Annotated in this window: 19 protein-coding genes; 6 read left to right on the top strand and 13 right to left on the bottom strand. The window is 61.4% G+C overall.

The features are described from left to right. Positions 1-49: 49 nt before the first annotated feature. From E5K02_RS07490 to E5K02_RS07455, 8 genes are read right to left on the bottom strand one after another with little or no spacing between them, the layout of a single operon-like run. Complete coding sequence (locus tag E5K02_RS07490; RefSeq protein WP_135393583.1) at positions 50-889, bottom strand: glycosyltransferase family 2 protein; 840 nt, start codon at positions 887-889, stop codon at positions 50-52. 31 nt (positions 890-920) lie between these two features. After that, complete coding sequence (locus E5K02_RS07485; RefSeq protein ID WP_135393581.1) at positions 921-1,973, bottom strand: nucleotide-diphospho-sugar transferase; 1,053 nt, start codon at positions 1,971-1,973, stop codon at positions 921-923. Further along, positions 1,960-3,270 carry an O-antigen ligase family protein gene (locus tag E5K02_RS07480; RefSeq protein ID WP_135393579.1) on the bottom strand — a complete coding sequence of 437 codons (1,311 nt, stop codon included), beginning with the start codon at positions 3,268-3,270 and terminating at the stop codon, positions 1,960-1,962. The genes E5K02_RS07485 and E5K02_RS07480 overlap by 14 nt, the downstream gene beginning before the upstream one ends. 23 nt (positions 3,271-3,293) lie before the next feature. After that, entirely contained in the window at positions 3,294-4,406 is a 1,113-nt protein-coding gene (locus E5K02_RS07475) for a glycosyltransferase family 4 protein (protein ID WP_135393577.1), read from the bottom strand. Continuing rightward, positions 4,403-5,620 carry a glycosyltransferase family 4 protein gene (locus E5K02_RS07470; RefSeq protein WP_135393575.1) on the bottom strand — a complete coding sequence of 406 codons (1,218 nt, stop codon included), beginning with the start codon at positions 5,618-5,620 and terminating at the stop codon, positions 4,403-4,405. The genes E5K02_RS07475 and E5K02_RS07470 overlap by 4 nt, the downstream gene beginning before the upstream one ends. Continuing rightward, a complete protein-coding gene (locus tag E5K02_RS07465) occupies positions 5,617-7,209 on the bottom strand; it encodes a lipopolysaccharide biosynthesis protein (RefSeq protein WP_135393573.1) in 1,593 nt (530 codons plus the stop codon). Before E5K02_RS07465 ends, E5K02_RS07470 begins: the two co-directional genes overlap by 4 nt. Positions 7,210-7,248: 39 nt before the next feature. Further along, positions 7,249-9,639, bottom strand: a complete 2,391-nt coding sequence (locus E5K02_RS07460; protein WP_135393571.1) for a polysaccharide biosynthesis tyrosine autokinase — start codon at positions 9,637-9,639, stop codon at positions 7,249-7,251. Positions 9,640-9,687: 48 nt separating this feature from the next. Beyond that, complete coding sequence (locus E5K02_RS07455; RefSeq protein ID WP_240737187.1) at positions 9,688-10,476, bottom strand: polysaccharide biosynthesis/export family protein; 789 nt, start codon at positions 10,474-10,476, stop codon at positions 9,688-9,690. A 286-nt stretch (positions 10,477-10,762) separates the two neighbouring features. On the opposite strand from E5K02_RS07455, the gene E5K02_RS07450 reads away from it, so the two are divergent. Then, the gene (locus tag E5K02_RS07450; RefSeq protein WP_135393569.1) at positions 10,763-11,440 is read left to right on the top strand and encodes a response regulator; all 678 of its coding nucleotides are present in this window, start codon (positions 10,763-10,765) and stop codon (positions 11,438-11,440) included. Between the two features lie 96 nt (positions 11,441-11,536). After that, positions 11,537-12,649, top strand: a complete 1,113-nt coding sequence (dinB, locus tag E5K02_RS07445) for a DNA polymerase IV (protein ID WP_135393566.1) — start codon at positions 11,537-11,539, stop codon at positions 12,647-12,649. Here dinB and E5K02_RS07440 read toward each other — a convergent pair. Continuing rightward, the gene (locus E5K02_RS07440) at positions 12,639-13,304 is read right to left on the bottom strand and encodes a sce7726 family protein (protein WP_135393564.1); all 666 of its coding nucleotides are present in this window, start codon (positions 13,302-13,304) and stop codon (positions 12,639-12,641) included. The genes dinB and E5K02_RS07440 overlap by 11 nt on opposite strands. 273 nt (positions 13,305-13,577) lie before the next feature. On the opposite strand from E5K02_RS07440, the gene E5K02_RS07435 reads away from it, so the two are divergent. The 3 genes from E5K02_RS07435 (at position 13,578) to E5K02_RS07425 (ending at position 17,504) form a co-directional block, all read left to right on the top strand. Beyond that, entirely contained in the window at positions 13,578-14,975 is a 1,398-nt protein-coding gene (locus tag E5K02_RS07435) for a sensor histidine kinase (protein ID WP_167856314.1), read from the top strand. 124 nt (positions 14,976-15,099) lie between these two features. Next, positions 15,100-16,719 carry a SulP family inorganic anion transporter gene (locus tag E5K02_RS07430; RefSeq protein ID WP_135393560.1) on the top strand — a complete coding sequence of 540 codons (1,620 nt, stop codon included), beginning with the start codon at positions 15,100-15,102 and terminating at the stop codon, positions 16,717-16,719. Between the two features lie 59 nt (positions 16,720-16,778). Then, on the top strand, positions 16,779-17,504 hold the full coding sequence (locus E5K02_RS07425; protein ID WP_135393558.1) for a carbonic anhydrase: 726 nt from the start codon (positions 16,779-16,781) through the stop codon (positions 17,502-17,504). Between the two features lie 187 nt (positions 17,505-17,691). Here E5K02_RS07425 and E5K02_RS07420 read toward each other — a convergent pair whose 3' ends face one another. Next, positions 17,692-18,849: a hypothetical protein gene (locus E5K02_RS07420; protein WP_135393556.1), complete on the bottom strand. Its 1,158-nt coding sequence runs from the start codon at positions 18,847-18,849 to the stop codon at positions 17,692-17,694. A gap of 126 nt (positions 18,850-18,975) precedes the next feature. Then, positions 18,976-19,806 (bottom strand): DUF1206 domain-containing protein, encoded by an 831-nt coding sequence (locus tag E5K02_RS07415; RefSeq protein ID WP_135393554.1) that lies wholly within the window; start codon positions 19,804-19,806, stop codon positions 18,976-18,978. 203 nt (positions 19,807-20,009) lie between these two features. Here E5K02_RS07415 and E5K02_RS07410 point away from each other — a divergent pair, with 203 nt between their 5' ends. Continuing rightward, positions 20,010-20,918, top strand: a complete 909-nt coding sequence (locus E5K02_RS07410; protein WP_135393552.1) for an NAD(P)/FAD-dependent oxidoreductase — start codon at positions 20,010-20,012, stop codon at positions 20,916-20,918. 11 nt (positions 20,919-20,929) lie between these two features. Here the strand turns inward: E5K02_RS07410 and E5K02_RS07405 are convergent, their stop codons facing one another. Both E5K02_RS07405 and E5K02_RS07400 read right to left on the bottom strand, forming a co-directional pair. Next, entirely contained in the window at positions 20,930-21,361 is a 432-nt protein-coding gene (locus tag E5K02_RS07405; protein WP_135393550.1) for an EamA family transporter, read from the bottom strand. Positions 21,362-21,618: 257 nt separating this feature from the next. Then, entirely contained in the window at positions 21,619-24,090 is a 2,472-nt protein-coding gene (locus E5K02_RS07400) for a M1 family metallopeptidase (RefSeq protein ID WP_240737186.1), read from the bottom strand. Between the last annotated feature and the right edge of the window lie 117 nt (positions 24,091-24,207).

The raw sequence follows: 24,207 nt of genomic DNA, 5'->3' as shown, positions 1-24,207 counted from the left end.
AAGGTACAGAAGACGGAGCCGGCGGCCGGACCCAAGAAACCAGGTGGTATCAGTGCAGGAAGTAGCCCGTCAGGCGGCGGGCGTAGCCGTTGAGCAAGAACAGGGGCACCAGTGGAGTCGGACAGTTTTTAAGGGCAAAATGCGTGAAATTGCGCAGGTTGCCGCCACCCCGGATACCGAATAAGTGCTGATAGTAGCCCCGCAGGCTGCGGTGGCGGCGGGTTTGCTCCTGCCCGCTTTCCTCGGGGTAGGTCAGCAAATGGGCGTCGTAGTTGACGTACACCGGAAAGCCGTGGCGGCGGGCCATGCTGGTGAAGTCGAAGTCGGCCAGGTAGTGAGGCAGGCGCTTTTCGTCGAAGAGGCCGATGGCGGCAAACACGGCTACCGGAATCAGCAGGCCGCGACCGGGCAGGTACGTAACCGGGTGCAGACCCTGGCGCTGCTCGGGCGCCAGGGTTTGGAGCAGGTCCTGGCGGCGGTGGGTGAGCCAGCTAAATACTTCGCCCCCGTACACCGGCTCCTGGGTGTGGGCATCCAGCTCCAGCGGCCCCAGCAGGGCCGTGGGCAGGCGCTGGGCCCAGTACAGCATCCGGGCCACAAAATCGGGGGCGGCCACCACGTCGTTGTTGAGCGTCAGGATCCGGTCGGCGCCCTGGCGCAGGGCCTGGCGTATCCCGGCATTCACGCCGGCGGTCCAAAACAGCTGGCCGGTGCCGTCAACTACTTCTACTTCCGGAAAGTCGTGGCGCAGCCGCTGGCCGGTGCCGTCCGTGGAGCCATCATCGACCACGATAACCCGAAAGTCGGCGTGGGTTTGCTGGCGCAGGGAGTGCAGGCAGGCTTCGGTGAAAGCCCAGCGGTTGAAGACGGGAATAACGATGAATAGCATGGCGGCGAGGGCAAGGAAAACAAAGCAGCAATCAGGGGCGGGAGTAGGTGAGCGGCCGGGCCGGCTGCGCATCTTCTTCCTCCGGGTCGACGGCGTAGGGCGGGTCGAGCGGTACGGTGCCCTGGTCGCGAAACCACTGCGGCAGGCTGTGCAGCAGGCGCCGGGTCTTGGCCAGCACCCGGCCGCCGATAAATTCGCGGAAGTAGAGCTGGTCGCGGCGGTGGTCGCGCAGCACGGTGGGCGGGTGGCGGAGCGGAAACCAGAACTGCTCGGCGGCCGGGCGGGTAAACTGCGCATCGGTGGCCGTGGTGTGGGTAGCATCCTGCCCAAAGCCGATGTTGCAGACTAGGTTTACGGCCGGCATAATGGTAAGGCCCGAGTGGGCCGCCACGGCAAAATGCCACTGGTAGTCCCAGATGCTGGGCGTAGCCGTAGCGCGGTACAGGGCCCGGAAGCGGGGCAGCCAGTAGCGCCGCTCGAGCAGCGAAGGGTAGAGGCTGGCGAGTAAGTGGCGGCGGCCCAACTCGGGCAGCAGCGTGAGCTGGAAGTCAAATTTTTGCCAGGCGCGGCGCCAGGACGCCCAGCCCCAGCTTTGCACCTGACCCGAGAAGTAGTAGGAGTCGGCGGTGGCAGGCAGTGGGCGGGCGGCCTCGCGCGAGAAGTTGGAGCCCCCAATGTGCATGACGCGGGCATCGTGGCGGTAGCGGGCCAGCAACTCGTGGCAGAAGCGAAAAAAATGCGGCCCGGGCAGGCAGTCGTCTTCCAGAATAATGCCTTCGGGCTCCTGCTCGAAAAACCAATTGATGGCCTCCGCCGGCCCTTGGCCGCAGCCCCGGTTGGTGTCCCGAAACAGGGTGTGAACTGCGCAGGGCCAGTCGATGTGGTCGGTAACCAGGGCCCGCACCCGGGCGCAAAGCTCGGCTTCGCCGGGCCGGGTAGCCCGGGGGCCGTCGGCCGCAACGTAGAGCTGGGTGGGCCTAGCCTGGCGAATGGCCTGCAGCACCCGCCGGGTGGAGTCGGGCCGGTTGAAGACGATGAACAGTACCGGCGTTGAGAGGCCGGCCGGCGAATCAGATGGATACATGGGCGGGGCTGCTGGACGAAGAAGGAGCGGGAAACAGCGGCGCAGGCTCTGCCCGGCGGGGCGGGGCGGGCACGGGCGGGGCGGGTGCCAGGGCGGCCACTTCCACCGCGGCTACGGCAAAGCCAATAACCCCGAAGAAGTAGAAAGGCCAGTCGTAAGAAACGCCGTAGAGCAGCCCGCACCCCGCGTAAGCTACCAGGGCAATGGTATCGAGCGGCAGGGGCTGGGCTTGGCGCAGGCAGCGCACTACCAGCAAAATCACCGGCGCAATGGCCAGCAGCAGGCCCAACAAACCGAAGTAAAACAGCCGGTCGACGTAAAAGCTGTGGAAGTGGTGGCCGGTGTAATTGGGCCAAACCGGCGCCCCGGAGGTTTTGTCGAAAAACTGAATGGGCAGCTCGAAGCCCTTCAGGCGCATGCCCGCCACGGGGTATTCCCACAGCAAAGGCTCGTAGGCCTGAAACTGCTGCAGGCGCCAGCTGCCCGTGCCCTGACTTTCGCTGTTGGAAATATCCTCGACGTTGTTGTTAAGCTTTTTAAGCACATCCGGGTTGTTCAAGACCACCGTCAGGCCGCCGAGCAGGCCAAAAACCAGGGGCAGCACCAGAATGGGCAAAAACCGGCGCAGGCGTAGGGAAGTGCTGCTGCTGCGGGCCACCAGCAGCAGGTTCAGCAGCAGGGCCAGGCCGGTGCTGAGCCACACCGTGCGGTGCTGCAGGAAGATGATGACGCCCAGATCCACAAAAAAGTAAAGCAGAAAGGGCAGGGAATTACCAATCAGGTAGCGGTTCAGAAAGTAGATGGCCGGCAGTACCAGCAGAAAGGCCGAGGTCGTATCGACGCCCCGCTCGTGGCTTAGAAAGCCCCCGAGCGTGAAGGTTTCGGGGTGATAAAGGACAATATTGAGGGCCACGATAACCGGGAGGGCGCACATGGCGAAGCCCAGGGGCGGAATGCCGTAGCGGCGGTAGTAAGCGTAGGCGCCGAACAGTACCAGAAACGGCGTCAGCTTGCCCAGCACGTGCGGGTACACCATCCAGGTGCCCCAGCCCGAGTACGACTCCAGGACCAGGCCCAGCATGGCTACCACCACCAGCAGCAGCCAGCGGCCCATGCTCCGCGAAAACCAGCGCCACGACTGCCCAATCAGCCACAGCGACAACCCCAGCAGCGCGTAGTTATACAAGCGCAGGGCCGGGTCGTCTTCCGCCACGAATGCAAAGCGGGTAAAAGCCGTGTCGGTGAACAGAATAGCCAGCAGAGGAAGCAGATGACGAAAGCGCAGGCTGAGTTTCATAGCGGCAGTTGCTAAGCGAAGAGTTAGAGGAGCACGGGCTGGGGCAGGTCCTGGGCGGCGCGGTACACGGCCCGGGTGCGGGTGGCCGTCTGGGCCCAGGTAAAATCGGCCAGGCGCAGGGTGCCGAGTTGCTGGAGCTGGCGGCGCAGGGCGGGCTCTAGTAGCAGCAGGTGCAGCTGCTGGGCCAGGTCGGCGGGTTGGTGCGGGTCGAAGTAGAGGGCCGCATCCTGGGCCGTTTCCGGAAAGCAGGACGCGTTGCTGAGCACTACGGGGCACTTCTGGGCAAACGCTTCCAGAATGGGGAAGCCAAACCCCTCGTAGAGCGAAGGAAACACGAAAGCGGCGGCCCCGCGGTAAAGCCCCGCCAGCTCGGCTTCCTGCACCAGCCCCATGAACTGCACGTGCTGAGTCAGGCCCAGCTCCTGCAGGCGGTCTTGCTCGGCTTCGGTAGCCCGGCCTCCGCCGGCGCACACCAGGCGTTGGGCCTGCAGCCCCGGCCGCCGCACAAGTTGGGCCAGGGCCTGCAGCAGGCAGTCAAAATTTTTGTAGCCCGAGCGGGTGCCCACGTACAGCAGGTAGCCCTCGGGCAGTAGCGTCCGGGGGGGTGGGGAAGGCGTGTAGCCGTGCGGCACCACCGTTACCCGCTCGGGGCTCACCGGCAGCAGGCGCAGGATATCGGTGCGGGTGTGTTCCGACACGGCAATTATCTGGTTGGCCCGCTGGGCAATCCGGCCTATCAAGGCCACATCCGTCTGGGGGTACTGCTCCGTGAACAGCACCGGAATCAGGTCGTGAATGGTGATGACCATGGGTTTGTCTTCCACCTCGTGCATGAAGTAGGGGTCATCAATCAGCGTGGGGTGAAACACGTCGTAGCTGCCGCGGCGCAGGGCCCGGCGGCAGGCCAGGCGGTTGAGCTTCCACATAAAGGAAAAGCGGCCCCGGAAGCTCTGGCCCGGAAAGAAAGCGGAGTGGTTGGTGTGCCGACGGTCCTGCAGGTAGACGTTGTTGGAGACTACCACCGGCACGTGCGAGTGCACGTCCGGGGAGGCATGGTCGAGCAGGGCACGGTAGTAGCGCGACACACCCCCGACATCCTGCACGGTAAAGGCTTGGTGGTCATAGAGAATCTTCATGCAATGGGAGAAGCAACATGCGTGGAAGAAAGGACAGGAGCGGGAGCATCCTGGTGGGCAGGACTGGGGGCGGAAGACAAAGCCAGGATTTCCTGGTAAAAGGCGGCCGTTTGCGCGGCCATGCGGGGCAGCGTGAACTGAGCCGTAGCGTGGGCATACTGCCGGGCATGTAGCTCCGAGCGGCGGGCCGGGTCGGCCAGCAAGTGGTGCAGGCGTTGGGCCAGCACGGCAGGTTCGGTGGCCGGCGCAAACAAAGCGTCCGGGGTAGCTCCCAGCACTTCGGGAATACCGCCGGTGGCCGGGGCCAGCACCGGCACGCCGGCCAGCACCGCTTCTACCAGCGCCAGGCCCAACGATTCGAGGCGGGCCGTGTGCACGTAGAGGGTGGCTTGGCGCAGCAACGGCAGCACCTGGGAGTGGTAGCCCAGCAGCCGAACGTGGTCTGCCAGGTCGTAATCGGCAATCAGCTGGCGTAGCTCCGCTTCGTCCGGACCTTTGCCCACGAGGACCACCACAAAATCGGTGCGGAGCCGGCGCAGTTCCCGGGCCACTGCCAGCAGGTAGCGCTGGTTTTTGTTGGTGTCCAGAAAGCCCACGTTCAGCAGCACCGGCTGCCCGCCCGCTTGTTGGCGCAGCAGCGGGGCCTCCGTTGCCGGCGTTGGCTCGGGTAGGGAACTGCCGCCGTAGATGCGGCGCGTCAGGCAGTCGTCGGGCAGGAAGGGTCGAAAGCAGTTCAGCAAGTAGTCGGAAACGCCAATGAAATACTGCGTCTGGGGCAGGAGCCAGGCGTAGAGGCGGCGGATCTGGCGGGCGGCTGTGCCCGTCAGGTTGTTGCGCCGGATAATTTCCTCGGCGGGGTGTTCACTGGCGTGCCCCGTAACCACCACGGGTACCGCCTCGCCCAACACCTGGCGCACGGCCGCGCCACTTCCCACATCGTGGGCGTTGACCAGGTCGTAGCGCCCGTGGCGGGGCACGGCGGCCCACAGCATGGCAAAATACCACAGCTCCCGGGCCACCTCGGGGCCGGCTATTACCGCCAGCACCCGCTGCAGCCCGCCCAGCACCCGCCGGCGCAGGCCCCGCACGGTATTGGGCGTGATAATGTCGACCTGGTGCCCTTGGTGCCGCAGCTCGGCGGCCAGGCCCATGTAGTGCACCCGCACGCCGCAGGGCGCTGTTTCGCCCCAGTAGGAAGCAAACAGAATCTTCATGGCAGAACCGTCGTAGCGGCTGGGTAGGTCGGTTCGGGGGCGTAGGCGGCCGGGTTGAGGTAGCGCACGTAGCGGGCCAGCAGGCGGCCCAGCACTCCCGGGTGACTGTCGGGGTGAAGCCGGTCGAGGAAGGCGCACAATTCGCGGCGCAGGCCGGGCAGAGGCACCAGCAGCACAAGAGCGCCCAGCACCAGTGCGCCCACTGTCATGAGAATGAGAAGGGCGGCCACGGGCGGCAGCTGCAGGGGCTGCAACAGCAGCCGGACGCCGGCAAACACCGTGGCAACGACTACGGCATGAAACAGGCCGGGGCCATAGACTCCCAGCAGGCGGGCGTAGGGAATGTCCAGATCGTGGTGCAGCAGGCGCATAAACAGGCCCGCGTAGAGCAGGGCGCCCAGGTTCAGGGCCAGAGCGTAGCCAATGGGCCCCCAGCCGTGAAACAGCCAGAACAGCCCCGGCAGCACCAGCAGATACTGTAGAATGATGATGGTTTTTTCACGAAGCCGGGCCCGGGCATCACTCACAATTCCGGCAAACATGGTCAGCAGCATCAGGCCCGAGGTGAAACTCATGACCCGCAGCAGCGGAATCGAGGCGCCCCACTTTGGCCCCAGCAGGCTGTATACCAGCTCGGGGGCCGCCACCAGCATGCCAGCGGCCGTGGGCAGCACCAGGGCCGCTACCAGCGTCACGCTCGACAAGTACACATTGCGCATCCGGGCCTGATCGGCCTGCACCTGGCTGAAGGCCGGAAAAATTACCTTCGACACGCTGGTCGTGAGCATGTATATGGGCAGGGACACCAGCATCCAGGCCCGGTTGTAGACGCCTAGCAGGGCCGTGCCCAGCACCCGCCCAATGATGAGCGTATCCAGGGAGCTGCCGATAAACTCCAGAAAGCTTATCACCGAAATACGGCTGCCGTAGCTCCACAGGGGCTCGTAATGCTCCCAGCTCAGCAGGGGCACCACCGAATGGCGCGTTACCAGGTAGGCCAGCAGGCCCACCAGCAGCCCCTGGGCCACGCTGGCCGCCACCAGGCTCCAGACGCCGTAGCCGCTCAGGGCCAGGGTCACGCCCACGCCGCCGTACGCCACCACGTAGGAGCTGACTTCCACCAGGGCCAGGGTCCGGAACTGCATGCCCCGGCGCAGCAAGCTCAGGGCCGTAGCCGAAAGCCCGGTCAGCACCAGGCTCAGGGCCAGGGCCTGGGCCACGGGCACCACTTCGGGCTCGTGAAACACATAGATAGACAGCGGCGCCAGCAAAATCAGCAGGGTGCCGAAAAGACCGCCCAGTACCACCGAGGCCGTGAAGGCTGCCCGCACGTCTTCCTGGGTTAGATCCTGCTTCTGAATAATGGCCTGCTCCATGCCCATCTGGGCGAAGTAGCCGCCAAAGCGCAGCACCACGTTGGCCAGGGCCACCACCCCAAAGGCCGCCGGGCTCAGTAGGCGGGCCATGACGGCGGTGTAACCTACCTGCATAATGGCGGTAAGAATCGTGGCGGCCGTACTCCACTTCACGCCCTGCACTGTGGTCATGGTGAGGCTGCGACGTGGCTGGTTGGCAGTCGAGGTAGACATCGGAAAGCGGGAAAGGAGGGAGAGACTGGTACCCGGCGCCTACGACTGGTTGTAGGCGTAGGCGTTCTTCTTGTAGCGGTACTCGTAGGTTTTGGTGAAGTGCATGTCGTTGATAACCATGTACAGCTGCTTCACCTTCTTTTCGTCGTAGAGCTCATTAATCTGACCTACCAGCCCCCGGTCGGTGTAGTTCTGGCGCACCACGTAGATGTTGGCGTCGAGGTGGCGCACCAGCACGAAGAACTCGGCCACGTAGCCCACCGGCGGCGTATCCAGCAGAATGTAGTCGTAGGCCTGGCGCAGCTCGGTAAGCAAGTTGTCCATGCGGGTGCTTTCCAGCAGCTCGGTGGGGTTGGGCGGAATCGGGCCGCAGCAGATAACGTCCAGGTTGGGTACCCCGCTGCTCTGGCGGCAGTCGTCGAGCGTGCTCAGGCCCATCAGGTAGCTGGACAGCCCGTGTTCGGGCGTGGCGTCGAGGTTAAAGTAGCTGGCCACGGTGGGGCGGCGCAGGTCGCACTCGAGCAGCAGCACTTTGCGCCCGCTCTGGGCCATTTCGGCGGCCAAATTCACCGTGCAGAAGGTTTTGCCTTCGCCCGGCACCGAGGAGGTTACCCCAATGAGCTTTTTGTCCAGGCCGGCCGAGAGATACTGCAGGTTCACCCGAATCGAGCGGAACGACTCGGCAATGGGGCCTTTCACCTCTTTGAGCATGTTCAGCTTGTCGGCCGTAGAGCCGTGGGCCACCACGCCCAGCAGCGGAATGTTGGTAATACGCGAGAGGTCCTCCTTGCTTTGAATCCGGCGGTTCGATTTATCTATCAGCACCACCAGACCCACGGGCAGAAATAGCCCGGCGAGCAGGCAAATCAGGGCTACCAGCTGGGGCTTGGGCTCGGAGGGGCCGCCGCCCACCATTTCCGTGTTGTCGATGACTTTTTTGTCGGTCGCATTGGTGGCCAGGGCAATGGCGGCTTCCGAGCGTTTCTCGACCAGGAAGTTGTATTTCTTGTCGTTGAAGTCACTTTCGCCCTTGAGCCGGGCCAGCTGCCGCTCGTTTTCGGGCATGGCACTGATAGACCCGCGCACCCGGCCCAGCTGATTGTTCAAATCAGTCAGGGCAATATCCGTGGCCCGAGTCATGTTCACCAGAGTTTGAATCAGGGACTGCTTGGCCGTGCGGATCCGCTCGTCGAGCACCGTCACCAGAGGGTTGCTGACGCTGGCATTCACGCCCAGGGCGGCCCGTTGACTGTTCAGGTCGGTAAGCTGCAGAATCAGGTTGTTCACTACCGGATCCTCGATGCCCACGCTGCTGGGCGTGGCCATCTGGCTGGCGTTCTGGTTGGCGCGCAGGTAGCTGAGCATATTGGCGTAGTACTTCCGGTTGGTGGCTACCTTGGCGTGCATGGCCTCCAGCTCGCCGAGCTGCCGAATGCCTTCCCCGGACTGCATGCCCACATCGACTACCCCCCGCGACGAGCGGAAAGAACTCAGGGCGGCGGCCGAGCGGCGCAAGGAATCCGAGAGGTTGGCAATTTCCGCGTCGAGGAAGGCTACCGTTTTCGCCCCCGTAATATTCTTCTCGCGCAGGTCGTCTTCCACAAACACGGCCATGAGCGTGTCCAGAAACTGCGTTTGCTTGGCCGGCACCGAGCCTTTGGAGCTGAGTTCCACAATGCGGGAGTCGTGGTCGATGGGCTTCACCGTGAGGCTGCTCTGATAAGCGGCCGTCAGGCCCGACAACGTGTTGAGCGTAAAGAAGTAGCTTTCATTGGCTTCGCCGCTGGGGTAGCCTGGCTCGGGCGTAATGACGGCCGTGAGCAAGGGGTGGCGCAGCGTGTCGCCGGCGGCCACGGTCTGGTCGATGCTTATATCCAGCACTTCGCGCACCAGCTCACTGGTGGGCAGGCTGTACAGCTGGCCTTTCTTGGCCTGGGCATGCACCCGGAAGCGCCCGTTGCCGGCCGGCTCCACGTAGAAGCGCACCCCGGCCAGCTGCGGGGCCTGCATATCGGGCACCACGCGGAAGGGCACCGACCCGGCCGGCCGCTCCCGCACCTGCAGGTCGCGGCCTGTATTGAGCCAAGAGTCCGGGGCCGCGAAGTACGATACCGTGAAAGGTAAGCGGGCCACGGCGCGCTGCACCACATCGACCGACTTGAGCAAACCGATTTCGTCTTCCATCTTCACGCCTTTATTTTGCACTTCCAGAATCTGGAGCAGTTCCTGGGCCCGCTTCGAGCCCGAGCTCTGATTGCCCAGCAGCATGGTAGCCCGGAAGGCGTAAACGGGTTCTTTGAGTTGCAGGTACACGTAGCCCACCAGGCCAGCCAGCAGCAGCGACACTACAAACCAGGGCCAGCGGTTGCGCAGCTTAAAAAACAAAGCGTGGAGGTCAATTTCGTCGGTAGTGGTAGGGCGTGTTTCCATGCGTGGTGTGGGTTAGGAAATGCAAGTGGAACCGGAATGATAGAAGGATTAAAACACCTTTAAGTAGCTAAGAATCAGAACTAAGGACGAAACGCCGGCAAACACGAGGCCTAGGTTGTTGGCGTTGCCCCGGGTGGTGCGGGCTTTCAGGGGCTCCACGTACAGCGCGTCGTTGGGCAGCAGGTAGTAGTACTTCGACTTGAGCAGCTCGGGGTCGGTCAGGTCGAGCAGCACCACTTCCGAGCCGCTGGCCGTCTGCCGGATCAGCTTCACGTTCTGCCGGTTGCCAAACTCGGTCAGGTCGCCGGCCAAGCCCAGGCCTTCGAGCAGGGTCGCCTGGGCATTGTAGATAAAGTAGCGGCCCGGATTGCGCACCTCGCCCAGCACCGTCACCTTGAAGCTGAGCAGCTTCACCAGCACGTTCACGTCGCGCACGTACTTGCCCACCTGCTGCTGCACCAGGGTCTGGGCCTGGTCGAGCGTGAGGCCTTCCACCTTGACCTTGCCAACGGTGGGCAAATTGATGTTGCCGGCTTCGTCGACCGAGTAGCCGGCCAGAAACAAGTTGCTGGGGTCGCCCGAGAACACGGCCCGCGAGTCCGTGATGTTGAAAATTTCATTCAAGGCCGGCTGCACGCTCTGCACCCGGATGCTGAGCACGTCGCTGCTTTGAATGCGGTAAATCAGCCGTTCGTTGGCCACGTTCACCGGCGTTTTGGTTGAGTACTCCTTGCCCTGCAGGTAAGGCAGTTGCTGCTGCGCCACACATCCACTAAGCCACCACACTGCAGTAAACAACACAACACGAATCAGATTGGTCAATTGAAAGAGGCGCATAAGAACTGGGGGCTAAAGAGGAGCACGGAGAAAGCAGTTTCGGAGCAGTCTTTCTTGGAAAGAGGCAGCTAAAAAGGAAACTGAACAGAGAACCAGCAGTAAATCTGATATAGAAGATTTCCATAAACGTATTGTATAGATTCCATAAAGTCAAGTAAAATTTAAATGATTCTCATAAATAATTGCACTGCATAATGATGTGTAATTCCCCTGTTCTGTCTGCTACCACCAGAGTCCGATCTGAACATCTTACCTTGTTGGGCTGTAGTAGCTCAAACCTGTTCGCATGAAAATTCTGCTGGTCGAAGACGAGCCCAAAGTGGCCTCGTTCCTGCACAAGGGGCTTACCGAGCAAACCCACAACGTCGACATTGCCACCGATGGCCTGACGGGGTTGCGCCTGGCCCTGAGCAATAGCTATGATTTGCTCATCCTGGATAACCTCTTGCCCTCGCTCAGCGGGCTGGAAGTATGCCGGCAAGTGCGCACTCAGAATTCTTCGGTTCCTATTCTGATGCTCACGGCCCTGGGCGAAACCGACGACAAAATCCGGGGGCTCGACGCTGGGGCCGACGACTACTTGGTCAAGCCCTTTGCTTTTCAGGAACTGCTGGCCCGGATCCGGGCCCTGGTGCGCCGCCGGCACGAAGGACCCACCACCGAAACCCTGCTGCGCCTAGCCGACCTGACCCTGGACCCGGCCCGCAAGCTGGTGCAACGCGCCGGCCAACCGATTCAGCTCACGGCCCGCGAATTTGCCCTGCTCGAATACCTGCTGCGCAACCAGGGCCGCGTCGTGTCGCGGGTCGATATTCTGGAGCAGGTCTGGGAAACCAGCTTTGATACCGGTTCCAACGTCATCGACGTGTATATCAACTTCTTGCGCAAGAAAGTGGACAAGGATTTTACGCCCAAGCTGATTCATACCCTGGTTGGGATGGGCTACGTGATGCGCGAGGAGTAGAGCGTTGTCGTCTGAAGCTCCCTTTCGGAAGACGGGCGCGCTGGGCAAGGCTTGGCGGCATGTCCGGCTTTCGAAGGGGAGCTTTACATTACGGGCATGCTTACCTTTGTAGCCTTAAGCAAGAGAAGCGTGCAGGCGGCAGAAAATCGGAAAATCATTCACCTGGACATGGATGCCTTCTATGCCTCGGTGGAGCAGCGCGACAACCCCGAGCTGCGAGGCAAGCCCGTGGCCGTGGGCGGCTCCCGGCAGCGCGGCGTGGTGGCGGCGGCCAGCTACGAGGCCCGGCAGTTTGGGGTCCGCTCGGCTATGGCCTCGGTGGTGGCCCAGCGCAAGTGTCCCAGCCTGGTTTTCGTTAAGCCCCGCTTCGACGTGTACAAGGCCGTCTCGCGCCAGATCCGGGCCATTTTTGCCGAGTACACCCCGCTCATCGAGCCCTTATCCCTAGACGAGGCCTACCTCGACGTAACCCACAACCTGAAGAACATGCCCTCGGCCACGCGCATTGCCGAGGAAATCCGGACCAAGATTCTGGCCGAAACCGGCCTGACGGCCTCGGCTGGTATTTCCTACAATAAGTTCTTGGCCAAGCTCGCCTCCGACTACCGCAAACCCAACGGGCAATTTGTTATCAAGCCCGAGCAGGGGCTGGCTTTTGTCGAAACCCTGGCCGTGGGGCAGTTTCACGGCATCGGCCACGTAACGGCCACCAAGATGAATCAGCTGGGTATTTTCACCGGCCTCGATTTGCGCCAGCAGTCGGAACTGTTTCTGCACCAGCACTTCGGCAAGGCCGGCCGCTACTACTATGCTATTGCCCGCGCCGAAGACCACCGCCCCGTGGAACCCGACCGGTTGCGCAAGTCCATCGGCTCGGAGAATACCTTCGAACAGGATTTGCTGACCTACGAGGAGCTGGTAACCGGCCTGCAGCCCGAGCTGGAATCGGTGTGGGACTACTGCCAGCGCACCGACGTGTGGGGCCGCACCGTGACGGTCAAGGTCAAATACGCCGACTTTCAGCAAATTACCCGCAGCCGCACCACGCTGCTACCCATCAGTAGCAAGGAACTGCTGGAACAGGTGTGCCGCGAGCAGCTGGCAGCCCTCGTGCCCCTGGCCAAAGGCGTCCGCCTGCTGGGCGTGTCGGTGTCGAACCTAACCACGGCCGAAGCCGCCGTAGGCCAGCAGCTGACGCTTATTTTTTAAAAACGGAGGCCGCTTTCCTGCGGGCTGTTTTGCGACGCTTGCCGTGGGTGGCCGCCTGCTTTTTCCGGCGTTTGGCCCGCAACGGCGCCAGGCGCTGCCGTTCCAGTTTTCGCTCGGCCCGGTGCAGCAGGCGCTGGGGCATGCGCCGGATCAGCTGCTCGCGAACAAACTGCGCCAGGCTCGACAGCGGCACCAGGTGCGTGGTGCGCAAGAGATGCTGAACTTCGGCCCGCCGCAGCTGGCTAATGCCCGGCAGGCCCCGGGCCATTAGGAATTGCTTTACCTCATCGAGCAGCAGCAGCGCCGCCAGCGGCGCTTTTTCCACCGTGGCGTTGTATCCGGCGGGCCGGTAGGGGCGCAGCTCTTGTTCGGATGCCACCAGTACGCCCACCCACTCGGGCAGCAGGGGCAGCAGCTTGGCTAGGTGCTTTTCCGTGACGATAAACGTGACAAAGTCGTACACCTCGGCGTAGCAGCGCAGCTGGTTTTGCACCCGCTGCAGGGTGTCGCCGTCGCCTTTCACCTCGTAGCCGTGCATGAAATCGGAGGTGATGTGCACCACATCGGCGCGGGTCGAACCGGTTGGCAGCTCATCTACGTAGATGCCTCCGCTAAGCAAGGGGTAAAGCAAGGCACGAATAGCCGGGTCGTTCATGGGGGATAAGGCGGCGCACCGGCCGAGCTTTCCCAAAAGTAAAGTCTGCCGGCTACTTTTGCTTCTATATAGAACCCCATCGATGTAAGGGCCCGAGCGTCGGGTTTCTGGCCCTGCACCAGCGGCTGGTGCCAGGTTTGCAGCCAGGGCGTGCCCTTCTTGGAAAGCCGGGGCTAAAACCCAAACCGGGCTCCACGGCTTTCCTTGCAATGCTTGTACCCCGCCTTGCTTGGTCCGTCCGACGCTTGGCTTTATTCTAAACGCGCTACCTCCGTGACGATACGCACCCGCCTGGCATTGCAGTTTGCCGCTATTCTAGCCGTTACCCTGCTGCTGTTTTCTCTGGTAATCTACTTTTTTACGTATCAGTCGCGGCGTAATTCCTTTACGGAAAATCTGTTTGCGCGGGCTCGGGTGGTGGCGCACGTCTATCTGGACGGCACCAACCGGGGCGACGAAGCCAGCCGGGCGTCTTATCGGCGCTATCTGCGCCAGTTCTACCGCACGCTGCCCGCCGAGGAAGTACGGGTATATGACGCCCAGAACCGCGTCGTGTTCCGGGAAGGCCAGCAAACGGGCAAGCCCGTGCCCAGCAGCTTGCTCAGCGGGGTACGACAATCCGGCAGTTTGGTGGAACTGGAAGCCGACCATGGGCAAACGGTGGGCCTGCTCTACCGGGATGCCCACCGCGGCGACTTCGTGGTGGTGGCCTCGTCCGTCGATGCCGACAGCCAGGTAGAGCAGCGCACCCTGCGGAAGATTCTGGTAGGGGGGCTGCTGATCAGTTTTGGCATCGTGGGGGTTGGAGGATGGTTTTTTGCCGGCCAGGCCCTGCGGCCGATGCAGCGCATTGTGCAAGAGGTCGACACTATTACGGCCTCTGACCTGCACCGCCGGCTTTCCCAGGCCGATGGGCAAGATGAGGTGTCGCACTTGGCCCAGCGCTTCAACAGCCTGCTCGACCGCCTCGAAACCGCCTTTGCCGGGCAACGCACCTTCGTGCGGGATGCCTCACACGAGTTGCGTACCCCGCTCACGGTGCTAACCGGCGAGTTGGAAGTGGCCTTGCTGCAAGAACGCTCACCCACCGAATATCGGCGTGTGCTGCAAAGCACCCTCGACGCCGCCCGCATGCTGACTGCCCTGACCAATGGCTTGCTGCAGATTGCCCGTGCGTCCGACGACCCCTCGCAGGTGCCCATGGCCTTGGTGCGCCTCGATGAGCTTCTGCTTCAGGCCCACGAGGAAGTGCTACGCCGCCAGCCTACCTGCCGCATCGACCTGGAGTTTGGGGAACCCAACGGTTTTGGGGTGGCCTACGGCGTACTCGGCAACGAGCCCCTGCTGCTCTCAGCAGTGCTGAATGTGCTGGAAAACGCCTGCAAATTTTCTCGGGGAAGCCAGGCCCCGATTATGGCCATTCTGACTTGCACCGGCCGGCAAGTACAGTTGCAAGTGCGCGACCAGGGAGTGGGCATGACGGAGGCTGACCGGCAGCAGGTATTTGTTCCCTTCTTCCGGGCCGAAGCCATCCGAACCGTGCCTGGGCACGGCATTGGGCTACCTCTCACAGCCAAAATTATGGCCCTGCACGGCGGCATAATTCGCGTCGAGAGCGAGCTGGGAGTCGGTACGCAGGTCACGCTGCAACTGCCGCTGGCTAGCGTTTAACCACCCGCAAACGCGTTTTAATTCGGTTTTAATTCTCTTTTAACGCGGTCTTAACTATAGCGAGCTACTATTGCAGTATATCATTGCGAACCTCTGTTTAGGTTGGCAGCATTTCCTCTGCTATATGGCTTCTTCGACGATCAAGACCACACCGGCTTCTAAAGCCGATTCCAATATTTCTCCCACGCCACCCTCTGCCAACTACCTACATTCCTTAGCCAAGGATGCTCCCTCGGGCCTTGTTGTATTTCTGGTCGCCTTGCCCTTGTGCCTGGGTATTTCTTTGGCTTCGGGGGCGCCGCTGCTTTCCGGTGTTATTGCCGGTATCGTTGGGGGGGTAGTAGTCGCCTGGGTTAGTGGTTCCCAGCTAAGCGTGAGTGGTCCGGCGGCCGGCCTCACCGCTATTATGCTGTCGGCTATCAGCACCTTGGGCACCTTCGAGGCCGTGCTGGCGGCCACCGTTGTGGCCGGGGTGGTGCAGCTAGCCCTGGGCTTTCTGAAAGCCGGTATCATTGGCATGTACTTTCCCTCGTCGGTGATTAAGGGCATGCTGGCTGCTATTGGCCTGATTCTGATTCTCAAGCAGATACCTCACTTTCTCGGCGCCGATACGGACTATTTCGAGGACATGGACTTTCTGCAGTTCGATGGGCAAAATACATTCTCGGCCATCCTTTCTGCCGGCAATGCCATCAGCTGGGGTTCGGCCCTGATTGGAATAATTTCGTTGCTGGTACTCATCTTTTGGGAAAGCAAGCCTATTAAAAGCATTGCCGCCCTGCGCCTGGTGCCTGGCGCCCTCATCGTGGTGGTGCTGTCGATTTTGCTGAACGTACTGCTGAGCAATGTGGCTCCCGAGTTGCAGGTACGCCCCGAGCACTTGGTTAAGCTGCCCAAAATTTCCTCTTTCGCCGACCTGACCCGCGAACTGACCTTCCCCGACTGGACGGCCCTGACCCGTGGCAACACCTACGTGGTGGCCTTCACCATTGCCATTGTCGCTTCCATTGAAACGCTGCTGAGCGTAGAAGCCGTGGACAAGCTCGATCCGCACAAGCGTCATACGCCCCAGAACCGCGAGCTGAAGGCCCAGGGTGTTGGCAACATCATTAGCGCTCTGCTGGGTGGTTTGCCCCTCACGGCTGTTATTGTCCGGAGCTCGGCCAACATCAACTCCGGCGCTCAGACCAAGATGTCGGCCTTCATTCACGGCCTGTTGCTGCTGGCTAGCTTGCTGTTTCTGTCCTCGGTGCTGAACCTGATTCCCTTGTCGGCCCTGGCGGCCGTACTGCTCATGGTTGGCTTTAAATTGACCAAGCCTGCCTTGTTCCGCACCCAGTGGCGCCTGGGCTGGGACCAGTTTCTGCCCTTCTTTATCACGGTGGTAGCCATCCTGTTCACCGACCTGCTCAAGGGCGTGGCGGTGGGTCTGGCCGTTGGCATCTTCTACATCCTGAAAGCCAACTTGGAGTCGGCCTACTTCTTCCACAGCGAACCAACGAACGAGCCCGGCGTGACCCACATTAAGCTGAGTGAGCACGTCTCGTTCCTGAACAAAGCCAGCCTGGTGACCACCTTCGAGCGGCTGACGCCCGGTACCAAGGTTATTCTGGACGGTACCGATTCGGAAGTAATTGACTACGACGTATTGGAAGCCATTGAAAACTTCCGTTTAACTGCTTCCGAGCGTAACATTGAACTCGAGTTGCGCGGTATCCCGCAGGTAGAAGCACTGGGCCACTAAGCCCCGCCGCTGCGTACCGTCAGTTCACTCACAAAAATTACCCACAAACCACCTGTTTCATGAAAAGCTTCCCCGATGCAGATGCATCCTCGTTGGATGAAATTCTGAGTAACAACCGCAAATGGGTTGAAGAGAAGAAAGCCGCTGACCCCGAGTTCTTCCACAATCTGTCGAAAGGGCAGAAGCCTCGCTACCTGTTCATTGGCTGCTCCGATTCGCGGGTACCCGCCAGTGCTATTACGGGCACCGGCCCCGGCGAAATGTTTGTGCACCGCAACATTGCCAACCTGGTTGTGCATTCCGACCTGAACCTGCTGTCCGTACTGCAGTACGCGGTAGAAGTGCTGGGCGTAAAAGACATCATGGTGGTCGGCCACTACGGTTGCGGCGGCGTAGCAGCGGCAGCATCCAACAAGCAGTTTGGTTTGATTGACAACTGGTTGACTAACATCAAAGATGTAGTTCGCCTGCACGAAACCGAGTTTACGGGCATTGCTGACAAAGACCAGCAGCTTCGGCGCCTGGTGGAGTTGAACGTCATTGAGCAGGTGCGCAACCTGACCAAGACCAACGTTATCCAGAGTGCCCTGCAGCGTCCTAACCCGCCCCGCCTGCACGGTTTGGTGTATGACATCAATGATGGCCTACTGCACAACCTGAACGTGGAGACGAGTGCTGCTATCAACGAATTCCAGCACATCTACGGCATTGAGGACGTCAAGCACGCTGAGCAAGTAGCTGAACAGGCGCAGCAGGGCAAGGTCTCGCAAGGCGCAGACCTTTAGGTATATCTATCGGTTCTGAAAGTCACCAGCAATAAAGTCACAGCTGCTTAAAGTCAGCTGACAGGCCACTAAAAGGCAGCCCTGCTGCCCGGTAATAGTCTATGTGTGGTTGAAAAGGCCGCAGTCTTTGACTGCGGTCATTTTTTTGCCCGGACTGTTGGGCGCTTTCCCGCCGTTGAGGGCCAGCTTAGTTGGCTGGGCTACGGCGCGCTACCCCGTACTGCTGCAGTTCCGCTTCGATGCGCTGATTCCAGCTTGTTTGGGCCGCTTCGTTAGAGCCGTGGTGGGTTTCCCCATCATACTGCTCCTGGAGGCGGTTCATTTCCTGAAAGGCTACCAAGTACTCATACTGCAGAATGCTGTTGTAGTCTTTCAGCGTGAGGCGTTCGGGCGTGAGGCGGCGCTTAAACCGTTCGGCTACCAGCTTTACCAAGTCGAAGTGCCGCTGCTCGTGGTTCAGGTCGTAGTCGCCGCGGGCGTGGGGGGCCACCCAGGAAGAGCTGCGCACCACAAACACCTTCATATTCAGGTTCAGCTGCAAAATGCCGTTTACTAAGCGGGGCTGGCCCGCGTAGGCGAAGCTAGGAAACACCGCCGCCGAAAATCCTCCCGAGCGCGGGGCAGCGGTAAAGTCGGCCCACCCCAGGGGGCGGGCGGGGTCGTAAAACAGTGTATCCGGCTCGGTTTGCTGCTTATAATCGGTGAAGTGCAGGCGCAGCCCGGTGGCCAGCTGTACATTGGAAGCGGCTTGTTGGTCGACCCAGGTGCGCAGGTAGCGTAGGCCCTCGGTTAGCACCTGGCGCAGCACTGGCTCCACGACGGTCGTCTGGGCCAGGGGCCGCCCGTAGCGAACGGCACCTTTATACTCAGTGAGCGGAATAGGTTCGCCTTCGCGCTGCCACTCCAGGGCCAGCCGGAGCGTCACCCGGCCTTCCACCTGCCCGGTAGCCCCGGCCACCGGGGTTTCCACCGCCCGAAACTCCTGCAAGCGGATGGTCAGCGCCCGTCGGCTGGAAGTGTGGGGCAGCGTGCGGGTAACAAACTGACGGAAAGCTACCAGGCCTCCACCTTGTAAATCAACGGCGCGGAGCAAGGGAGGCTGCCCGGCTTTAGGGGGCATGGTCAGCAGCCAGGCCACGGCCGAGCGGGTGGGGCGCTCATCCAGCACCCGGGCTACGTAGAACTCCGAACTGGGGAATACGGCCGTCGGAGGCTGGAGCGTCAGTGGTGGTATAGGGGGCTGCGCAACGGAGCGGATAGGCCCGGCCAGGAGCAGCTGTAAAAGCAAAAACAGCACTAGGCCAACCTGCTGGGGGCGTGAAGTAAGGAACGGATGGGTCGCCATGAACTCGGGGAAATCTGAGCAACTTCCGCCCCGGCGCTAACTGGAAAGACCGGGGCCCGGCCGCCAGTGCCCGGCGCAGAAGTAGGGTATCTTGCAGACACCAAACTTCCCCAAATAGTGCGTGCTCTACACGCCCCGCAGAATAGGAAAGCGCGCCTGCACCAGCATGTAGACCCCGTAGGCGACCAAGCCCAGGGCCACCAGACCCAGCACGGCCGGCCCCATGGCCTGCAAGGCGTCGAAGGTGCCGGCCGTGTCTCGGATTTCATTGGCATTGGCATGCCGGGCTGCCATTACACAGAAGTACCCCATAATGGCCAGCACTACACCCCGGGCCGAATAGCCCACCTGCCCGGTGCGGTACACCAGCCGGCATTGGGCGTCGGTCAGCTCCCGGCCATTTACATCGGTATCGAACTTGCCGGATACAGCCCGGTACATTTGAACCAGGCCCGCCACCAGGATAGTGAGGCCAACCAGACCCAGCAGCCACTGGCCGTAGCCGTGGTGCAGGGCTTCCCGCAAGAAGGGCTTGGTGGTATCCGGCTCCTGAATCTTGTGCCCGTACCAGGCCATCTTTCCGGCGTAATAGGCCAACAATAGATAAAGCAGGCCGCTAAAAATGTAGAAGCCCCGCACCGCCAGTCCCGCCGTAGTTGTGCCCTGGTGCTCGGTATCGAGTAGGGCCTGGGTGAAGCGCCACACCACGTAGCCGACCAGCCCCACCGCCACCAGCCAGAGCAGCACCTGCCCCAACGGGAGGCGCTGTATCGTCTGAAATACCTGCTCCTGGTCGGCAGTGTCGGCGCCGCGCACCCCAATGGCGGCCATGATAGTTAGGGCCCCGAGCACCAGATACACAAAGCCAATAGACAAAAAGCCCAGCCGGGCCAGGGCCCGGATGCTGGTGGATGGAGTAGGGAGAATGGTAGGAACTACGCTTTCTAGGGAAGACATCACGCAAAACGTTCAGGGGTATTTTTTACGCAGGCTGGCCCAGGATAGGTTGTGATTGAGTTCGGACAGGGACTCTGGCTTTATAAAATCGTAATTGCAACATTGTTGCATTTACGTATCTTCGTTTGTTTTCGCCCTTACTAGTTCCAACTGCTACCCATGGCAGGCCGGGCCGGTGGGGCTCATTTTACCATTTCTGACTTATGGAAAAGCAAACGCAAACGGAGGTAATCATTATCGGGGGAAGCTACGCGGGCTTGTCGGCGGCCATGGCGTTGGGGCGGGCCCGGCGGCGGGTGGTGGTGCTGGATAGTGGGCAGCCTTGCAACCGGCAAACGCCCCGGGCGCACAACTTTATAACCCAGGATGGCCAACCTCCCCAGGCTATCCGGGACCGGGCCCGGCAGCAGGTGCTGGCTTACCCGAGCGTGACGGTTGTAACGGATGAGGCGGTGGCGGCTACCCGGCAAGGAACCGGCTTTGTCGTTTCTACGGCTTCCGGAGTGGTGTATGCGGCGGCTAAGATTCTGTTTGCGACGGGCGTCAAAGACCTGATGCCAGCCTGGCCCGGCTTTGCCGAGTGCTGGGGTATTTCGGTGCTGCACTGCCCGTATTGCCACGGCTACGAGGTAGGCGACCAGCCGCTGGGCGTGGTGGGCAACGGTGACCTGGGCTTCGAATTTGCCCGGCTGCTACGCCAATGGAGCCCACGCCTGACCTTGTTTACCAATGGCCCCGCCACGTTGAGCCCCGACCAAGCCCAGCGGCTGGAGCAGGCCGGCATCCGGATTGCCGAGGCAGCAATTGACCACTTCGACCACACGGCCGGGCACCTGCGCCACGTGGTGCTGACCGATACGACCCAGGTGCCCCTGGCGGCAATGTTTGCCCGGGTACCGTTCGAACTGCCTTGCCTGTTGCCTGTCGGCTTGGGGTGTGTCCTGTCGGAAACCGGCCACATTCAGGTGGATGAGATGCAGCGGACCAGTGTGCCGGGCGTTTTTGCAGCCGGAGATGCTACGACCCCCATGCGCTCCGTCGCCGTCGCTGTGGCGGCGGGCAGCAAGGCCGGCAGCTTCCTAAATCATGAGTTGGTAGCAGAAAGCTTGTAATGGCCGTGTCGTTACGGGGCTTCGGGCTTGGAAAAGGCTATCAGTACCGCCCCGCCGGCCATGAGGGCTGCTCCGACTAGTAGCTGCCAGGTTACTTTTTCCTTAAGAAAGACAACCGCCAGGATGATGGAAAATACCAGGGAGATTTTGTCGAACGAGGACGTTTGGGAAGCTTGTCCCAGCTTCAGGGCCTGGAAGGAAAACAGGGACGACAGGCAGGTAATAACACCGGCTGCTATCAAAAAGCCCCAGGTGCGGCCTTCAATCTGGGCTACGGTGGGCAGCAGGCCCCGCCACGCCACTACGCCCCAGGCCACCACAAGGATAAGCACCGACTGCACGGCAAAGGCCACGCTCGAATCCACATTCTTGACGCCAATTTTCGATAGGGTTACGACAATAGCTGCCGACAAGGCCGCCAGCAAGGAAAAGACAATCCACATAAACACTTAGGGAAAAAACTATAAATGAGTGCAGCTTGAGAATACGAGAGTTGGCCTCCTGATGGATAGTAGCGGTTGAGTGCAATTCTTCTATATATGGCTTAGCCTCGAAGACAGCGCATGGCTCTGTAGCGGTGGGTAAGCCGCCCTGCGAGTTGTGGCTGGAAGGTCCGGAGAGCGGAGCTTATGGCTGCACTGCGTAAAAAAAGGCCGTAACCCCGGGGTTACGGCCTTTTTTGCATTGCCTGATTCGGGGCTTATTGCGCGGCCTGAATTTCAGCTACGGCTTTGTCGGCCAGGACCTGGTTGGGAGTGGCGGCCTGCTGCTTGGCAGCAGCTTGCAACATGCCAATGATGGGCTGGTCGGCGCCGAAACGCTTGTACTGAATAGCCAAGCCTTTGAGGCGGTCTACGTCTTCGGCAAAAGCAGTAGGATCCTGGAGACGGGGCAGCATGGCTCCCATATTCTCGAAGTAGCCAAACTTGTCCTGGGTGCCGGCCGCGTCAAATTTGTCGCGCACGTAGCTCCACTGCGCGGCGGTGCCGGCTTTAGCGTACACGGCTACCACAGCCTGGCTTATATTTACCTGGTCGGTGGTGGCCAGGGCCTGGGCCTGCTGCAGCGCTTTGGCCGGGTTTACGGCGGCCAGGGCCTGCAGGGCAGATGCCTGCACCGTGTACGACGGGCTGGTGGCCAGCTGGGCGGCGAAGAGCTTCTCATCCTTTTTGTCGGCTAGTTTGGCCAGGGCCGTGAGCAAAGCCGCCAGGGCGTGCGGGTCTTTTTCGGCCGCTGCCCGCTTGCGCAGCGCCGGCGCCGCGGCTTTGGCCACGGCCGGGTCCTGCAGATTCAGCCGCTCCGTCGTGACCATGCGCAGGTTGTTGAACTTGTCGTTCAGGCCCGCGAGCAGCAGTTGCAGCGCGGCCGGGTCCTTCTGCTGCTTGGCGGCGGCCAGCAATGCTTCGCGGCGCGCCAGGTAGAGCGGGGCGTGGGTGTATTGGTAGGCAAATTCGGCCAGCGGCTTGTTGTCCGTTTGCTGCCATACCAGGGTTTTTTCCGCGTCCACATCCACCAAATCGGGTTTGGCGGCCAGCGGCAGGCTGAAGGTCTGGGTTGCCTGGGTCATCATCACGCGCTGGCGCTGCACCTTGCCATTCACGTGGTAGTCGATGGCGAAGGGCAGCTGAAACACGGTGCCGGGCTGGTTCTGCTTCACCGTCACGCTCTGCACCTTTTTGGCCGCATCCCAGCTGTAGTCGATGCTGACCACCGGGTGGCCCGTGCCGAAGTACCATTGGTTGTAGAACCAGTTCAGGTCCTGGCCCGAAACGGCTTCCATGGCCAGGCGCAGCTGGTGGGCTTCCCCGTTGCCAAAGGCATTGTCCTTGAGGTATTTCTGCAGGCCGGCAAAGAAGACGTCGTCGCCGAGGTAGGTGCGCAGCATGTCGAGCACGGCCCCGCCTTTCTGGTAGCTTACCGCGTCGAACATGTCCTCGTGGGTGGCGTAGTTGAAGCGCACCAGGGGCTTGGCCGCCTCGGCCGGGTTGCGCAGGTACAGGCGCAGGTTGCGGTGGTTATGGGAGTCGGCGGCGTCGGCCCCGTACTTATGCTCGGCGTACAGGCCCTCGGAGAAGTCGGCCAAAGACTCGTTCACGGTCAGGTTGCTCCAGCTTTCGGCCGTCACGTAGTCGCCGAACCACTGGTGAAACAACTCGTGGGCAATAACGGACTCGTTCTGGTAGTCGCGGTCGGCCAGCTGCTTGTCGGTCATCTGCACAAACTCGCCGTGGAGCGTCGCGGTGGTGTTTTCCATGGCCCCGCTCACGTAGTCGCGCACTACGATTTGGGCGTACTTGTTCCAGGGAAACTCGACGCCGAGCCGAGTGGAGAAAAACTCCAGCATGTCGGGCGTGTTCCCAAAAATCTGCTTGGCGAAGGGCGCGTACTTGGGCTCCAGGTAGTAGCTCACTTCCTTCCCCCGCCAAGTATCCTTCGTGATTTTGAAGTCGCCGACGGCCAGCATAAACAGGTAAGGAGCGTGGGGCAATTCCATCTTCCAGGTGTCGGTGCGCAGGCCGGCCCCGGCCGGGGTCTGGCTCACCAGCCTGCCATTGCTGAGCGTGACGTACTTGCTGGGCACGGTCAGGCTGATTTCCGAGGTGGTCTTCTGGTTGGGCCGGTCGATGGTCGGAAACCACACCGAGGAAGCTTCCGTCTCGCCCTGAGTCCAGATTTGCACGGGCTTGCCCAGCACGGCGCTGTCGGGGTTGATAAAGTACAGGCCCTTGGCGTCGGTGATGGCCGCGCTGCCCTTGGCCCCCAGCTCATCAGGCTTGGCCGTGTACTCGATATAGACCGTGTAGGGCGTGCCCGCCGCAATGGTTTTGCCCAGGTGAATGCGCAGGTTGTTGCGGTCGGTGTAGGCATACTTTAGAGGCAGCAGCTGCTCGCCGTTGAGCAGGGCCACAGTTTTGATATCCATGCCCTTGGCATCAAGGCGCAGGGAATCGGTGGCGTAGGCGTGGGGCTTGAGCGTCAGCCAGGCCTTGCCGTTGAGGTGGCGCTTGGCGTAGTCAAAACCCACATTCAGCTTGGTGTGGACCAGGTCGTTGTCTTTGGTAGCCGTGCTGCGGTACTGCTTCAGGGCCGGGTTCTCCGGGGTGGCGGGAGCTTGTTGGGCAAGGGCGGCCGTGCTGAGCAAGCAGGCAACAGCGGCGAGGGTTGTTTTCATGATGGTAGAAGAAAGAAGTGGATGAGAAAGGCCGCCAGGACCCCCGGTGGCAGCTTCGCCGACGGCGGGCAGGAAGTCAGCCGACGACCGATACCCACGTCTGAGTGCGGTAGTGGC

The organism is Hymenobacter metallicola (genome assembly GCF_004745645.1).
In the GTDB taxonomy this organism is placed as follows: Bacteria; Bacteroidota; Bacteroidia; order Cytophagales; family Hymenobacteraceae; genus Hymenobacter; species Hymenobacter metallicola.
This window is presented reverse-complemented; position numbering and strand designations above follow the sequence as displayed.

Bases quoted from the DNA above. Each gene is read 5' to 3' on its own strand.
- E5K02_RS07415 (WP_135393554.1), bottom strand. From the start codon at position 19,806: ATGTCTTCCCTAGAAAGCGTAGTTCCTACCATTCTCCCTACTCCATCC.
- E5K02_RS07420 (WP_135393556.1), bottom strand. From the start codon at position 18,849: ATGGCGACCCATCCGTTCCTTACTTCACGCCCCCAGCAGGTTGGCCTA.
- E5K02_RS07465 (WP_135393573.1), bottom strand. From the start codon at position 7,209: ATGTCTACCTCGACTGCCAACCAGCCACGTCGCAGCCTCACCATGACC.
- E5K02_RS07460 (WP_135393571.1), bottom strand. From the start codon at position 9,639: ATGGAAACACGCCCTACCACTACCGACGAAATTGACCTCCACGCTTTG.
- E5K02_RS07430 (WP_135393560.1), top strand. From the start codon at position 15,100: ATGGCTTCTTCGACGATCAAGACCACACCGGCTTCTAAAGCCGATTCC.
- E5K02_RS07470 (WP_135393575.1), bottom strand. From the start codon at position 5,620: ATGAAGATTCTGTTTGCTTCCTACTGGGGCGAAACAGCGCCCTGCGGC.
- E5K02_RS07425 (WP_135393558.1), top strand. From the start codon at position 16,779: ATGAAAAGCTTCCCCGATGCAGATGCATCCTCGTTGGATGAAATTCTG.
- E5K02_RS07400 (WP_240737186.1), bottom strand. From the start codon at position 24,090: ATGAAAACAACCCTCGCCGCTGTTGCCTGCTTGCTCAGCACGGCCGCC.
- dinB (WP_135393566.1), top strand. From the start codon at position 11,537: ATGCTTACCTTTGTAGCCTTAAGCAAGAGAAGCGTGCAGGCGGCAGAA.
- E5K02_RS07450 (WP_135393569.1), top strand. From the start codon at position 10,763: ATGAAAATTCTGCTGGTCGAAGACGAGCCCAAAGTGGCCTCGTTCCTG.
- E5K02_RS07480 (WP_135393579.1), bottom strand. From the start codon at position 3,270: ATGAAACTCAGCCTGCGCTTTCGTCATCTGCTTCCTCTGCTGGCTATT.
- E5K02_RS07490 (WP_135393583.1), bottom strand. From the start codon at position 889: ATGCTATTCATCGTTATTCCCGTCTTCAACCGCTGGGCTTTCACCGAA.
- E5K02_RS07455 (WP_240737187.1), bottom strand. From the start codon at position 10,476: ATGCGCCTCTTTCAATTGACCAATCTGATTCGTGTTGTGTTGTTTACT.
- E5K02_RS07440 (WP_135393564.1), bottom strand. From the start codon at position 13,304: ATGAACGACCCGGCTATTCGTGCCTTGCTTTACCCCTTGCTTAGCGGA.
- E5K02_RS07405 (WP_135393550.1), bottom strand. From the start codon at position 21,361: ATGTGGATTGTCTTTTCCTTGCTGGCGGCCTTGTCGGCAGCTATTGTC.
- E5K02_RS07410 (WP_135393552.1), top strand. From the start codon at position 20,010: ATGGAAAAGCAAACGCAAACGGAGGTAATCATTATCGGGGGAAGCTAC.
- E5K02_RS07475 (WP_135393577.1), bottom strand. From the start codon at position 4,406: ATGAAGATTCTCTATGACCACCAAGCCTTTACCGTGCAGGATGTCGGG.
- E5K02_RS07485 (WP_135393581.1), bottom strand. From the start codon at position 1,973: ATGTATCCATCTGATTCGCCGGCCGGCCTCTCAACGCCGGTACTGTTC.